At 43.5% G+C, this 14222-nt stretch carries 16 protein-coding genes and 1 pseudogene; 13 read left to right on the top strand and 4 right to left on the bottom strand.

Annotated features, from left to right (window positions below):
• The first annotated feature begins 46 nt into the window (after window positions 1-46).
• The 10 genes and pseudogenes from FWE23_04680 to nadE all read left to right on the top strand — a co-directional run bounded on the left by FWE23_04680 (window position 47) and on the right by nadE (window position 7755).
• Window positions 47-127 (top strand): annotated as a pseudogene (locus tag FWE23_04680) (prepilin-type N-terminal cleavage/methylation domain-containing protein).
• A 676-nt stretch (window positions 128-803) separates the two neighbouring features.
• Window positions 804-1094, top strand: a complete 291-nt coding sequence (locus FWE23_04675; GenBank protein ID MCL2844731.1) for a hypothetical protein — start codon at window positions 804-806, stop codon at window positions 1092-1094.
• 11 nt (window positions 1095-1105) lie between these two features.
• Window positions 1106-1384, top strand: coding sequence for a hypothetical protein (locus FWE23_04670; GenBank protein ID MCL2844730.1), 279 nt, complete (start codon window positions 1106-1108; stop codon window positions 1382-1384).
• A 3-nt stretch (window positions 1385-1387) separates the two neighbouring features.
• Entirely contained in the window at window positions 1388-1681 is a 294-nt protein-coding gene (locus FWE23_04665) for a hypothetical protein (protein MCL2844729.1), read from the top strand.
• A 26-nt stretch (window positions 1682-1707) separates the two neighbouring features.
• On the top strand, window positions 1708-3495 hold the full coding sequence (locus FWE23_04660; GenBank protein MCL2844728.1) for a DUF3078 domain-containing protein: 1788 nt from the start codon (window positions 1708-1710) through the stop codon (window positions 3493-3495).
• 91 nt (window positions 3496-3586) lie between these two features.
• Complete coding sequence (nifS, locus tag FWE23_04655; protein MCL2844727.1) at window positions 3587-4756, top strand: cysteine desulfurase NifS; 1170 nt, start codon at window positions 3587-3589, stop codon at window positions 4754-4756.
• Window positions 4757-4767: 11 nt separating this feature from the next.
• Entirely contained in the window at window positions 4768-5631 is an 864-nt protein-coding gene (locus FWE23_04650) for a hypothetical protein (protein ID MCL2844726.1), read from the top strand.
• Window positions 5631-6446, top strand: coding sequence for a hypothetical protein (locus tag FWE23_04645; protein ID MCL2844725.1), 816 nt, complete (start codon window positions 5631-5633; stop codon window positions 6444-6446). The genes FWE23_04650 and FWE23_04645 overlap by 1 nt, the downstream gene beginning before the upstream one ends.
• 23 nt (window positions 6447-6469) lie before the next feature.
• Window positions 6470-6940 (top strand): hypothetical protein, encoded by a 471-nt coding sequence (locus FWE23_04640; protein ID MCL2844724.1) that lies wholly within the window; start codon window positions 6470-6472, stop codon window positions 6938-6940.
• Between the two features lie 71 nt (window positions 6941-7011).
• Window positions 7012-7755, top strand: a complete 744-nt coding sequence (gene nadE / locus FWE23_04635) for an NAD(+) synthase (protein ID MCL2844723.1) — start codon at window positions 7012-7014, stop codon at window positions 7753-7755.
• Window positions 7756-7840: 85 nt separating this feature from the next.
• Here nadE and FWE23_04630 read toward each other — a convergent pair whose 3' ends face one another.
• On the bottom strand, window positions 7841-9160 hold the full coding sequence (locus FWE23_04630; protein ID MCL2844722.1) for a spore maturation protein: 1320 nt from the start codon (window positions 9158-9160) through the stop codon (window positions 7841-7843).
• Between the two features lie 88 nt (window positions 9161-9248).
• A complete protein-coding gene (locus FWE23_04625; GenBank protein ID MCL2844721.1) occupies window positions 9249-10262 on the bottom strand; it encodes a hypothetical protein in 1014 nt (337 codons plus the stop codon).
• 114 nt (window positions 10263-10376) lie between these two features.
• Here FWE23_04625 and FWE23_04620 point away from each other — a divergent pair, with 114 nt between their 5' ends.
• From FWE23_04620 to FWE23_04610, 3 genes are read left to right on the top strand one after another with little or no spacing between them, the layout of a single operon-like run.
• Window positions 10377-10631 carry a hypothetical protein gene (locus tag FWE23_04620; protein ID MCL2844720.1) on the top strand — a complete coding sequence of 85 codons (255 nt, stop codon included), beginning with the start codon at window positions 10377-10379 and terminating at the stop codon, window positions 10629-10631.
• A 12-nt stretch (window positions 10632-10643) separates the two neighbouring features.
• Complete coding sequence (locus FWE23_04615) at window positions 10644-11402, top strand: YdcF family protein (GenBank protein ID MCL2844719.1); 759 nt, start codon at window positions 10644-10646, stop codon at window positions 11400-11402.
• A gap of 18 nt (window positions 11403-11420) precedes the next feature.
• A complete protein-coding gene (locus tag FWE23_04610; protein MCL2844718.1) occupies window positions 11421-12374 on the top strand; it encodes an ABC transporter ATP-binding protein in 954 nt (317 codons plus the stop codon).
• An 85-nt stretch (window positions 12375-12459) separates the two neighbouring features.
• Here the strand turns inward: FWE23_04610 and FWE23_04605 are convergent, their stop codons facing one another.
• Both FWE23_04605 and FWE23_04600 read right to left on the bottom strand, forming a co-directional pair.
• The gene (locus FWE23_04605) at window positions 12460-13731 is read right to left on the bottom strand and encodes an MATE family efflux transporter (protein ID MCL2844717.1); all 1272 of its coding nucleotides are present in this window, start codon (window positions 13729-13731) and stop codon (window positions 12460-12462) included.
• A gap of 98 nt (window positions 13732-13829) precedes the next feature.
• The gene (locus FWE23_04600) at window positions 13830-14222 is read right to left on the bottom strand and encodes an InlB B-repeat-containing protein (protein ID MCL2844716.1); all 393 of its coding nucleotides are present in this window, start codon (window positions 14220-14222) and stop codon (window positions 13830-13832) included.

Raw genomic sequence — 14222 nt, 5'->3', positions numbered from 1 at the left:
TATGAGTTTTTATAAATAATTGTTCAACCCAAAAAGAGGAGGATTTATGAACAAAAAAGGTTTTACTTTGGTAGAGTTGATGGTGGTGATAGTTATCATCGGAGTTTTGGCGGCGGTGGCTGTTCCGCGTTTGATGGCGGCGGCAGACAGAGCAAGAGCTGCAGAGGGTCCGCAAACATTGGGAACGATTGCGAGAATGCAACGTGCGCACTTTGTTGAGGCACAGTCATTTATAGGTGAAAATGGAGCCATTGTCACTAACTGGCCTGCACTTGGATTTGATGTTGCGCCTAACTCAAGATTTTTTGGCTTTGGAGTGTCAAGTAACGCAATAGTGGGAGCTAATGCTGCCTTTTTGGCAGAGGCACGTGTCAGACAAGGCTCACTTGGATTGGGACAAGGTGGCGTTATGTGGCTAAGAGGAACAGGTGGCAACGACCCTGATACTCGAGGTATTAGAGATAATCCAGCTGGACTTGTTCTTTTTGGATTGGCTCCGAGTTGGCCAACTGTAGTCCCTGCAGCTGTAGAGAATCCTCCTGCAGCTCCTGCAGCTCCTGCACTTACAGCTGCAGCTATTCCTGCGCTTTAATTCGTTAACTTGCAGAATTTGTATAATTGTCCAGAGCCGAGGAGTTTCTTCGGCTCTTTTTTTGAATTTTGAGATTTTTTTGTTTTTACGTGTGGAAATATAGTATTTTTGTATTTATGGAAAATGACGGAAAAATAAATGTTTTTCACGCAATGAAGTGTAGAAAAACGTATATTTCTAAAATAGAAACGTTAAAATTGAGAGGTAAAATATGACAGACGAAGAAGCGGACTATTGGGACGAATTATTTACAAGAACAACTCCTGAAGTTTCGAAAAGCGGAAAACCCGGTTTCTTTATTAGAAACAAAAACAAAACGTTGGTGTTCCAAAATCCTGACGATACGATTACTATTGTTCCGCCAAGGGTAAATGATACAACTACTTTAATTACTTTCGACCCGAAAAATTTGGCTTCCATTACAACTAAAACGCACACAACAAAGCTATCGGCGATAAAAACTGCAAAAAAAAGAGCAAAAAAAGAATTGGCGTTGGCTTAATTTTTTATATTATGGAAAACAAAAAAGACAAAACTTTAATAGATTTCACGAAATCCGCTTTTAAGCACGGAATAAAAGAAGACGATATTCTTCACGCTTTGTCAAGCCGTATATTCAGCGACATTTATGAGGATTACCCCGAAAAATTTTTGGTTATAGGTTTTGACGGAAGCGGAAATTTGCTTGAAATAATGTATAATGTGGAAAAATACGAAAAAATCAAAGTTTTTCACGCAATGAAGTGTAGAAAAAAGTATATTAAGGAACTTAACCTTAACATTTGGAGGTAATAAATGACAGATGAAGAAGGAGAATACTGGGACGAATTATTTACAAGAACTACTCCGAAGCTTTCGGGGAGAGGCGTGGATTTTCTTTCAGGCAAAACTTTGGTATATAAAGATGATGACGGCACTATCACAATATTGCCGCCAAAAACTACGAGTGCGAAACCTCAAAACGGGACAATGACTATAACAATAGACGGCTTAGCTTGTAAGTATATTGAGGCAAGAATGCTTGCCACAAAACAGTCCCCTGCAAAAATCGTAAGCAATCTTGTAAAAAAAGAATTGGCGCTGGCTTGATTTTTGTTTTGCGTGGAAACAAAAAAATGAATAAAAATTTTTATACTATAATAATTTCACTCACATTTGCGATTACCGCATTCGCTTCGTTGCCGCCTGATGTGCCGGGGGAAATGCTCAGCAATGAAGTGTTTTTTAATCACTTTTTCAGAAATCGTGCGCAACAAACAAATGCGGAACAAGTACAAGAAAGCGGAGCGCAGGCGGCGCCTACGCTTCGTCGGTCGTCGCGAACCATTATCCCTATTCACGACCAGATAGCGCAGGACACCACCGTAATTCGCCACGGGTCAGGCGCGGTTTTTGTGCCGCGAATGAGCGAGGCAAGTGATGTTGAGCCGATTTTTCACGTGTACGATACAAAAGGCGAACGGGTTGAGGTTGGCGAAACAGGGCGAAAAATTTCTTTGCCGCCGGGGCAATATACCCTCAGAATAATAGACCGAACACCGTTTGAAATAAAACAGAATTTTGTAATTTACCAAGACGAAATAACGCCGATAACACCGAATTGGAGCGCCGTACGAATAGAGGTTATAAGTTCTTCGGGAATTCCTATTCGCAGTGAATACGACTTGGCTTCTATTGACCCGCTTATGTTTATCGGACGAGGATACGGACGCGATTTGAGTTTGGCGGAGGATTTGCGGATATGGTTTTTGCCTATGGGGTATTACAAAATTTTGGGGGTCGGCTCCGCGCTTAACGCCATAGACAATTTTTTAACATTCGCTTTATACGGAAACGGCGAACTTCTCCGTTTTACGGTAGTCAAAGACCCTGACACAAGAAGAATTGTAGGCGGCGGAACGGTTTTCGGCGATATAATGTCTCCCACAAGAAGACAAAGAGATTGGCGACACACCGTAAATATCGGCGGAAGCGTAGATTTTAACCATTACAGAGACCAAGCCACCGACTCGCTGGCAAACATCACATATTTCTCGCTTTTGCTTTTTGACCGCCTGAATTTTCGACGAAACCGCGCAGACTTCCAAAACATAGTAAGATTTGACATAGGAATGTCGGTTGAGGAAGCAGACTTAAAAACAATGCGGATAACAAACGACGAATTTCGCATAAATTCCCTCTTTACGCATCGTTTTGTTGATAGGTTCGGTCCTTATTTCCGCAGTGAATTTTCGACTTCGCTTTTCAGAAGAAGCATCGATTTCAGCCGAGAAACAAGAGAACGCGAAAACGCACGGCACGCATTCATAATTTTCGACAACTACATTCCCGACACCGTATCAGACCAAACGTCGCAAAGAATTGACAGCACATCCACTTCTTTTACTACCACGCCCGCCTTTTCGCCTATTCAACTTCAAATCGGAAGCGGCGCTAATATCCAAATTATGAAAAATCACCTTTTGGATTTGCGATTTTTGAGCGGTTTGGGGATGGAACACGAAAGACGTTGGGATTCTTGGCGTTTAATTTCGGAACATTCCCTTGTTTTCGACAGTACAAGCGCAATTTACGAAGATATTTTCAATACCAACATCGAAAGAATTGTATTAACCCAAAACAACGGCGAAAGATTAGAGGTAGGTCCCGAATTTATACTGAATTATTTTTTATTCGCTACGCGATATTTGACTTTGGACGGCGAGTTGCGACTTTTTATGCCGTTTGACAGATTTTCAAATCCGAATTTCCGCTCGCACACGCTTGTTTCGCTGAGAATTACGAGAAATTTCAGTTTGGATTACGATTATACCTTTAATATTGTTATGCCGAGACAAGAAGAATTACGCACACAAAGCCACAGACACAGAGTTTTGGCAAGATTTTCTTTTGCAAGAAGATAGACGTGCAGTGTAATAAAAAACAAAAAAACAAAAAAGGTCGCATAGCAATGCCCGCCAAATATTATTTTCTCTCCAAAAACGGAGTATTTTTATGGAAAAATGCACAAACATATATTTAGACAACAACGCCACCACGCAAGTCGCCGACGAAGTAATTGAGGCAATGGCGCCGTATTTCAGTCAAAAATGGGGAAATCCCTCAAGCGTTCACAGATTTGGCGGAAGCGTTGCAAAAGACGTTGCAAATGCGCGTGAAACAATCGCCGATTTCTTGAATTGCAAGTCTTCCGAAATCTTTTTTATTGCAAGCGGCTCAGAAGGAAGCAATATGGCGCTGAAAGGTTTCTGCGCAAACCGCGGCTACGAAAAATCGCACATATCTACTACGGCAGTAGAACACCCCGCAGTCTTGGAAACAGTGCGCTACCTTTCGTCAAAGGGAGTATTTACTCGCGAAGTCGGCGTTGACGGCAAAGGTCGCATAAATGTGGACAAACTTTGCGAAAATCTGGGAGAAAATTCGATTGTTGCGGCAATGTGGGCAAACAACGAAACAGGCACAATTTTTCCGATAGACCAAATTTGCGAAAAAGCGCAAAAAAGCGGCGCATTGGTTTACACCGACGCAGTGCAGGCAGTCGGTAAAATAGACATAGACCTGCAAAAAACGCGCGTGGATATGCTTAATTTTTCCGGTCATAAAATCCACGCACCAAAGGGAATTGGAGCGATTTTCATTCGCGAAGGAGTAAAACTTGACCCGCTTATTCACGGCGGACACCAAGAACGCGGATTTCGCGCGGGCACCGAAAACGTTCCTTACATTATAGGGCTTGCAAAAGCTTGCGAATTGGCAAAAGCAGGACTTTATAACGAGAAAACCGAGATAAAACGCCTGCGCGACAAATTGCAGGCGGCACTTTTGGCTAAATGCAAAGGCGCAATAATAAACGGCGACGTCGAAAACCGACTTCCGAACACGCTTAACATATCGTTTGAATTTGTAGAGGGCGAGGCGATTTTGCTTCACTTGGACGAAAACGGCATTGCGGCGTCAAGCGGCTCGGCTTGCACAACCGGTTCGCTCGACCCGTCGCACGTAATGCGCGCAATGGGACTGCCTTACGTATTGGCACATTCGTCAATTCGGTTTTCCGTAAGCAAATACAATACCGAGCGCGATATTGACAAAGTTATAGAAGTAATGCCCGCAATTATCGATAAACTCAGGGCGATTTCTCCATTTACGAGCGGCAAATAAGGCAACGATTTATGGAAAATATCGAAAAAGAGAGCGCGGCTATCGAATTTTTCAGAAAAATACACTTGTCGATATTCAACCGCGACTACCTTGCCGACGAGGTTTTGTATTCAACCGTCAAGCAGACGCTTTTGTTTTTCTTTATTTTATTTGCAATATCGGTCGGTGTTTCGGGGATTTCGCGTACAATTTCGGTAAATCGAAACGCGCCGAACGCCATTTTTTCTTCTGTCGGAGAACTTCGATTTGAAAACAACATGCTTGTCTCGCCCGATACCATAAAGCAAGTTGAAGCGTGGAGGCTGAGAGAATTCAGCGCCCTTATCACAGGTGTCAGAATACCCACAGAAGCAAATCAGCCGTTTTCGCTTACTGTCGGCGGCGACAGTATTCCAAATACAGACGACAACTTTATGCATTTGGGAAAATCCGCATTTTCAACCAATATGACTACCTTTATTTTTGGCGACGAAATGCAGGTTATAGAATGGTCGCGCATATTACCCGACCCAAATTTAAGAATAGATAACGCCGATTTTTACAAAAAACTGTTTTTACAACCTGTCAACGCAACAACGATGTTTTTTCTGCAAAGCGTAATGCTTGTCGGCAGAATGTTTTTCGGCATAATTCAAATTTGGCTCGCGCTTTTCTTTTATATGCTGTTTTTCGGAAAAAGATTAAATGCGGCGGCAAGGTTCAGACTGCTTTTATTGACCGCTACGCCGTATTTTATAATTACTCCGCTTTCGATTTTTGCGGCGGACGGCGTATGGTTTGCGACAGATATTGCTTTGGTTGCGGCGCTTATTATGACCGTAAGAAGTCTAAACAAAGTTGATGCAATCCACGGAACAAGAAAGGAAAAAGCGTAATGAAAAGTTTAGGCGATTTTTCATTGACGGAAGCAAATAATTTACTTGCCGAAAGCAAACGGGTAATTTGTCCGATTTGCGCGCCTGAACCTGTGCAAAATCTGTCGCTTAATATATGCGAAATCATAACAAAAAAAATCGCCGAAAAAATCAGCGAAAAAACAGGTATTTATCAAACATCGCCAATTTTACAGGGAATTATTACCCCGTTTAAGCCTGTTGCCGATATTGGTTTGCACAAAAATCGCTTTCGTGCGATAATTTCGGATTGCGTTTGTTCGCTGAGCAGTGCAGGTGCAAAAAAAATATTTTTTATTACATCGTCCGATATTTTTACATCGTCGATACAAAAAGCGATAAAAGACTACAAAAGCAAACTTCCGACTGATTTTTCCGCTGAAATTATTTATTGGCAAAACACCGATTGCGCACAAAAAAAGACAGGCGAACATTTTGAAAATCTAAGCCAATTCTGGCGAAACGAAGCCGCAATATTTTTGCTTGCCAATGAGTTGGCAGGAATAGAAATACCGAAATCAACGCCAAATTTGTCGTTCTCAAAAGAAGATTTCGTAAAATGGAAAAAGCGAGGAATGGATCCCGAAAAACTGCGTAAACTGTCGCCGAATTTTCAGTTTTCGCAATGGACGAATTTTACGCCGATGAACGCTTCCTTTTTTGAAGAACTGTGCAACGAAATAACAAAAAAAATCGCAAACGTAGGGGTGGGATCTGCCCGCCCTGCAAAAACAATTTCCGACAATTTGGGAGGGCAAACCCCGCCCCTACAAAAAAACAAACCACATCATTTATGAACTGCCCAAATTGCAAAGCCCCAATGCAAAAACGCGAATTATCGCACATCTGCAAGACTTGCGGATTTGCAATGCCTTTTACTTATCGCGGAAGAAGAATAAGCGAAAAAGAAATCGAAGAGCTGTACACGGCAAAAAAAACAAATTGGCGTAGCGGATGGGACAAAAAAGACGCAAAAGGAACGCTTGACGGACGGCTTATTTTGCAAGAAAACACGCTCGCTTTCGAGGCAAAAACGCTCTCGGCAAAATGCCCAAAATGCAAATCTGCAATCTATAAAGACGGCACAAAATGGCGATGTAGCGGCAACGACTGCGATTTTGTCCTTACACAAACGCTTTACGGACGAAAATTCAACGAAACCGAGACCGAGAAACTGCTCGCATTCGGCTATTCCGACGAGTTCGACGATTTTGTGTCGGCGAAAGGCAAATATTATCGAGGTTTTGTGGAAATAAGCGATTTTTTCGCATTGAAAATGAATTTTTTGTAGAGACGTAATGCCTTGCGCCTCCTTTTCATTCACGGCAAATGATATTTTTACACAAAAAAAGGAGAACAAAAATGCAATATTTCAAAGACGAAAAAAGCATAGAAGCAACCATACAAAAGCGCGTTGAATTCATCAGAAACGCCGTAAAATCCGCAGGGGTAAACGGCATAGTCTTCGGCAACAGCGGCGGAAAAGATTGCGCGCTTGTCGGAATTCTCTGCAAAATGGCGTGTAAAAACACCATCGGCGTAATTATGCCTTGCAAATCCATTCGCAATTACGAAGCAGACAAAACAGACGCAGAAACCGTCGCCGAAAAATTTGACATAGAAACGCGAACGGTTGATTTATCGAAAACCAGAGACGAAATTTCAGAGGCAGTGCAAAAAACGACGCAGGTCTCCCCTGCCGCACTTTCAAATATTGCGCCGCGGCTCAGAATGACCACGCTTTACGCGATTGCCGCAAGCGAAAATTTGCTTGTCGCAGGCACAAGCAATAAAAGCGAGCGATATATGGGCTATTTCACAAAATGGGGCGACGGCGGATGCGATTTTAATCCGATTGCCGACCTTACCGTAGGCGAGGTTTACGAATTACTGCGCTTTTTAGGCGCGCCTGAACAAATCATAGAAAAAGCCCCCTCCGCAGGACTTTTCGACGGTCAAACCGACGAAACCGAAATGGGTATCAGCTACGCAAACATAGATAATTTTTTGCTGACAGGCGAAGCAAACGAAAAAGATTTGACGATAATACAAAGATATCACAAAACAAGCGAACACAAAAGAATTTTACCGTTATTTTTCGAATAACAAGAAGGGCAGGTTTGAAACCTGCCCCTACATTATTGCGTTTATTATGTAGAGACGCAATGCTTGCGTCTCCTTCTCCCAATTATTACCCCCCAAAGAACAAATTCCCGAAGAAAATCGCCGCGCCTATTCCCACAAAATCAGATGTAAGCCCTGCAAGCAACGCATAACGAGTGCGACGAATGCTGACCGAGCCGAAATACACCGCGATAATGTAAAAAGTAGTATCGGTTGAACCTTGTAATATTGACGATATAAACGCCGCCAAAGAGTCGGGCGCGTTATTTACTATCTCGGACATTACCCCGAAAGCGCCTGTTCCCGACAAAGGACGTAAAAGCGCGTGAGGAATGACTTCGGGCGGCAAACCGATTTGTGCCGTGAACGGTCCTACCAAACCTGTAAATAATTCGAGCGCGCCGCTTGCGCGAAGCATACCTATTCCTACAAAAATCGCCACCAAGAATGGGATAATTCTAACAGCCGTATCAAAGCCCTCTTTTGCGCCTTGGGTTGCGGTTTCGTAAACGTTTACGCCGCACAAATAGCCGCCCATCAGAAGCGCGCCCATAAGAAGCGGAATAAGCCAAACGCTTGACGCCGCTACTCCGTCAATGAAGTTTACGGGCATACCGCCACCTGTAATTATGGAATACGGAATTGCAATAAACACCGCCGCAATCGCCGCCCAAGCAACGATTTTCCCTATTGTTGACGGTGGATTTTTCTCGACTTCCGCTATCGGATTTTCGATTACTTCGGTTGAATTTTTCTCCGCGCCGACAAAAGCCTCTTCTTTGTTTCGAGAAGCCAAGAATTTTGCCATAAAAATAGCGGCAATGGTAGAACATAAAGTCGCCAAAAGTCCCGGGATTATTATTGCGCCCGGACTTGTTGCACCCGCCGCCGCGCGAATTGTTATTACTCCGAGAGGCAAGATTGTCACACTCGACGTATTTATCGCCAAAAACAAACACATTGCATTGGTGGCAGTTCCTTTGTTGGGATTTAACTTATCGAGTTCCGCCATTGCTTTCAGTCCCATCGGCGTTGCCGCGCTTCCGAGCCCTAACATATTTGCCGACATATTCATTATTATCGCGTGCATTGCGGGGTGATTTTGCGGGATTTCGGGGAAAAGCCATTTCATAACGGGGCTGATTGCCTTGCTGATTGTATTCATAAGCCCTGCCGCTTCGGCGATTTTCATAAGCCCGAGCCACAGCGCCATTCCGCCGATTAAGGTTATTGCAAGTGTTACCGCCGCGCGCGCCGCCATAAAGGAAGCCTCGCTTATTGCCTGCATTCGTCCCGTATATGCCGCCACAATTATGCTTATGACTATCATATACAACCAAATTACGTTGATTGCCGCAGGTCGCTTTTTTTCTGTTATATTTGACATACTTATTTTGCCGTTTCTTGAAAAATCTCCAATTTTACGGCATAAAAATACTAAATGGGTGGATAAAACTGCGAAAAAAACAAATTTATTACAAATAAAATCTAAAAGAAATACTATATGTTCCGTCTAAAGCGGAGGAATAGAAATAACCGAAGTCGATGTCTGCGCGTTCAAAAAGACGAACACCGCCGCCAAAAGTCAGTTTATGAGAGTCTGTTAGACCGACGCGCAAGGAGACTAACTGCTTTATGACAAATTCTGCGCCGTATCCTGCGGCGGTGAATATATTTTGCGGATTATCGAAAATCGAGCCGCTTCTTATGTTGTCTTCAAACTGATTGCTTTCGCCGAGGGTACTTGCCGCAACGCCCGAATTTCCGAAGAGGTCGGGAGAGCGATAGACTAAATTCATACGCAAATTCTCGTTTAAGTCGCGGGAAAAGCCGTATGACAAAAAGCACTGCGGAAGCGTGTTCTCGTGATATTCGGGACTCCAATGCGTGTAGTGGGTCGTAATATTGTCGATTTGCAGTCCGACGTGATTTCCGCGGTCGGTCGTAAGCAAAAAGCCCAAATCTGCACCAATTCCGTAGCCCGTCCAATTTATAAGGCGGCGACGCATCATATTCAGCGCGGCGCCTACACTTAAATTTATGCGTGGGGTGTTTATGATTTTTCGCGCAAAATTAAAATTTACGGACAATTCACTGCTCGATACCATAGAAATTTCGTAGCCGAGGGTGTCGTTTGGGTTGGTGCCGATAATAGCGCGCACGGAATCTATGTCGGGGATGCTCAAATATCCCACAAAAATGCTTGCCGCGTTTAAGGAGTCTATTAAAATAGTGGCGTAAGTGTTTCCGACCCATAAAATATTGTTGTAAAAGCTTGTGTAGCCCAAAAAGAAATTTGTTCTTTCGCTTAAAATTACAGACGCAGGATTATTTGCGGGAATAGGCTCATCCGAAATTGCATTGCTCGCTTCCCCAAGCGCGAACGAACGAGGCGAGGCAAACATAAATCTGTTCTCGTTTCCGTAAACCGACCTTTCCGCAAAAACGCAAACAGAGGTCAAAAACAATATAATAACAAGTGCTTTCACAAAATTCCTTTGCTAAATTTAACTGAAAATACTTTTTTCTGCTTGCAAGATGTCATAAAATATTATATTATGTGTTATTTAATATGTAAAAAACCAAAAAACCGGGAGGAATTTATGGGAAATTTCGATGAAGACAGAGATTTCGACGAAGAAGAAGCATTTGATAACGACTTTTCTTACGACGAAGATGATGATGAAGACATGGACGAATTCGACGATGAGGACGACGCGCCGTTCTTCGGATTAGACGACGAAGAAGAGGACGAAGGCGATGAAGACGACTTCGATGATTTTGATGAAGACGGCTTAGGCGGCAGAAGCAAACGCTCTCCGTGGGGTAGCGGATTTTACGTAAGCGACGACGAATAGGAATAAACATATATGATTTTTTGGACAAATCTTGTAATCTTCATTCAGGCGCTTTTAATGCCGATGTCGATTATTTTTGTAGCGGTTCTTGTTGGGCTTGGACTTTGGCTTTTTCATAAAAAAATAGCGGCGCGCACACTTTTTGCGGTCGCTTTTGCCATATTTGTATTTTTTTCTTACGACTTCGGAACAAATCTTTTACTGCGCCCGCTCGAAAATTCCGTCAAAACAGTAAACCCTTTGGATTTTCCGCACGTTAATACAGTCGTAGTTTTGGGCGGCGGCAGACAACCCGATAGTGGCAGGTCTCCGACTGCAACATTGGGAAAAATATCAACAACAAGGCTGGTTGAGGGTGTAAGTGTTTTAAGGAAAACGGGCGCACAAAATTTAATTTTAACGGGGAAAGACCGCAATTATGGCTCTATTGCCGCTTTAATGGCGCAAGTTGCAATAGATTTAGGAGTGGAAGAACACCAAATTATCACCATAGATAACGCCGTAAACACTCGCCAAGAAGCGATGTACACGGCTGAATTTGTTCGCGGCGACACGATTTTCTTGGTTTCTTCGGCGGCGCACCTAAAGCGAGCGGTAAAAAACTTTGAAAGAGAAGGCGTTTACGTTATCCCGATAGCAACCGATTACAACACATTTCCTAATGCTGTAAAAAACATACACCATTTTTTCCCGAGTGCGGAAAGAGTTGTAATTTCAAACAGAGCAATTCACGAGCATTTGGGTTTGTTTTGGGAAATTTTCAGAAGATAGTTTTATAGAGAAGGAAAAATGGCGCTGTTAGAAATACGAAATCTTGCCGTTGATTTTGAAATGAGGCGTGGTGCTACCGTTCACGCAGTTCGGGACGTTTCGCTTTTGGTCGATAAGGGACAAACTCATTGCGTTGTCGGAGAGTCGGGCTGTGGAAAATCGGTATCGTCGTTTGCGGTTATGAATTTGCTCGACAGCAATGCGAAAATTGTCGGCGGGCAAATTTTGTTTGACGGGCGCGACCTGCGAAAAACCACCGAAGACGAGTTTCGCAAAATCCGCGGCAAAGACATTTCGATGATTTTTCAAGACCCGATGACCTCGCTTAATCCCGTTTACCGTTGCGGCGACCAAATAGCCGAAACCCTTACAAATCACACGGATATTTCAAAAAAAGAGGCGCTTGCCGAAGCCGCAAGAATGCTTGACTTGGTAAAAGTGCCGATGGCGCAGAAACGTTTAATGCAATACCCTCACGAACTTTCGGGCGGGCTTCGTCAGCGAATAATGATAGCCGCCGCGATTATCTGCAAGCCCAAACTCCTTATAGCCGACGAGCCGACCACCGCGCTTGATGTCACCGTGCAAAAAGAAATCCTTAACCTGCTCTCGGATTTGCAAAAAGAAATGGGGATGGCAATGCTTTTTATCACTCACGATTTGGGCGTTGTCCGAAAAATCGCCGACAAAATCTCGGTACTTTACGCAGGCGAACTCGTAGAAAGCGGAACTGCCGACGATATTTTCAAGTCTCCCAAGCACCCATACACCACGGGGCTTTTGGGTGCAATCCCAAAACTCGGTAAAAAAGGCGAAAAATTAACACCGATAGACGGCAATTTGCCCGACGCAACAAGCGATTTTGAAATATGCGCATTTGAGCCGAGATGTACGAAGAAAATGGAAATCTGCAAGAGCGAAAAGCCGCGGATAAAAGAAACGAACGGACATTGCGTTAGATGTTTCTTGTAGGGGCGTATTGCATACGCCCAATTAGTCATAATTTGCAGATTTACCAAAACAAAAAAAAGGGCGTATGCAATACGCCCCTACGACATTATCCAATCACTCGATTTATCCATTTGCCTTTTCTTACCCGCCAAAAACCTACCGCGGCTTTTATCGGTTCTTCGGATAGGGCGAAAATCAAAACCCATATCAGAGGCAAACCCAAGACCTGATTGGCAAAAAGCGCCATTGGAAGCCCTATTAGCCAAACGCCTACCAAATCCATTGCCATTCCGAATTTTGTGTCGCCGCCGCTACGCAGAATTCCGTTTACCGTGTGCAGGTTAAACGAGCGGAAAGGCAAGGCGATTGCATAAATTATCAGAATTATTGTCGCCGTGCGTAAGGTTTCGCCGTGAAGTCCGTAAATCATCGGGAAAACGGAACTGCCTAAAGCCATAAGTATTCCCAAAACCACGGAGGAGATAATTACGAGTTTATGCACAATTCTTGCGTATTCGCTTGCAAGGGCGAGCTTGTTTTCGCCGATTTTGTTGCCTATCATTATGGCGGTTGCCGAAGAAGTTCCGAAGAAAATCACGAAAAAGACGCTGAAAATCGTGTTTGCCACAACGAGCGAAGTAAAGCCTTGCGTGCAAATTGAAGCGTAAATCTTGTTGAAAAGCGTCGTTCCCAAAACCCAACCCATTTCGTTGAGCAGAACGGGATAATTGGTAATTGCGAATTTTTTGATGAACCCGTGCGGAAAAGCAAAAAGGTTTTTTATCGGCGCAAGGGCGATAGATTTTCGGGCGCGCATAATTGCAAACAGCAAGGCGAGCTCAAAAAGTCGCGCGAAAAGGGTTGCCAAAGCGGCGCCTTCCACTCCCATTGCAGGAAATCCCAAATGTCCGAATATAAAAACAAAGTTAAGTCCCGTGCTTATGCTGAGCGCGAAAATTGAGACGACAAGCGGGATTTTTGCCTTGTGAATAGTTCGCAAAACCGTGCCGTAAGCAATTAAAAGCGCGATTAAAGGGTATGTAAAACCCGTGATTTGAAGATACGCAACGCCCGATTCGATTACGGCGGGGTCGCTTGTGTAAAATGAGATAATAGGCTCGGCAAAATTCACCGCCGCAACTGCAAAAGCCGTGCCCGACAAAACGGTTAAAAGTAGCGTAAAGCCGATTGTGCGGTGTATTCCCTTGGTGTCTTTATCGCCAAAATATTGGGCTATGAAAATTGCGCTTCCCGAGCAAATTCCAATCATCATAAGTATAAAAACGAAGAAAAATTGATTTGCAAGACTTACCGCCGCTATCGCCGTATCGTTTATTGTGCCGACCATTATTGTATCGACTATGTGAACCATTGACATAAGAAATTCGTGGGCAGCTACAGGAATTGCAAGAGGAAGCATTTCCTTTACGAAGTCGCGAGTTCTTACTTTATTTTGGTGTATTTTTTGCACGGTTATCAATTAACGCATTGAATTGGCATATTACCTTTTTGCGGAACCATTACTACATCACCATCTATTGTAAACGCTTCACCGCCACAACCGTAAAAATGGTAATTTAGTTCGCCTTCGCTCCACCATCCGTCAAAAAAATAACCCTCTACTACAGGAGTCGGAGTAGGCAAGATTATGACAGTTCCTTTTTCGCCACGTATTTCATCACAAGTGCTACAATTAAAGTCTTCGTTGACAGTAAAATGAACAGTAAAAATAAGAGGACTGTCGTCAAATCCGCCGAGTTCGATTTTTCCTACGATAAAGTCGCAGGCGGGTATCATAAGAAAGATACAAAACAACAAAGCAAATAAAAATGACTTTTTGAAAACATCGATATTTTTATTTCGTCTCAT

It is taken from the genome of Chitinivibrionia bacterium (assembly GCA_009779925.1).
GTDB lineage: Bacteria > Fibrobacterota > Chitinivibrionia > Chitinivibrionales > Chitinivibrionaceae > WRFX01.
The sequence above is the reverse complement of the archived record's forward strand: the minus strand, read 5'-3'. Positions and strand labels throughout refer to the sequence as shown.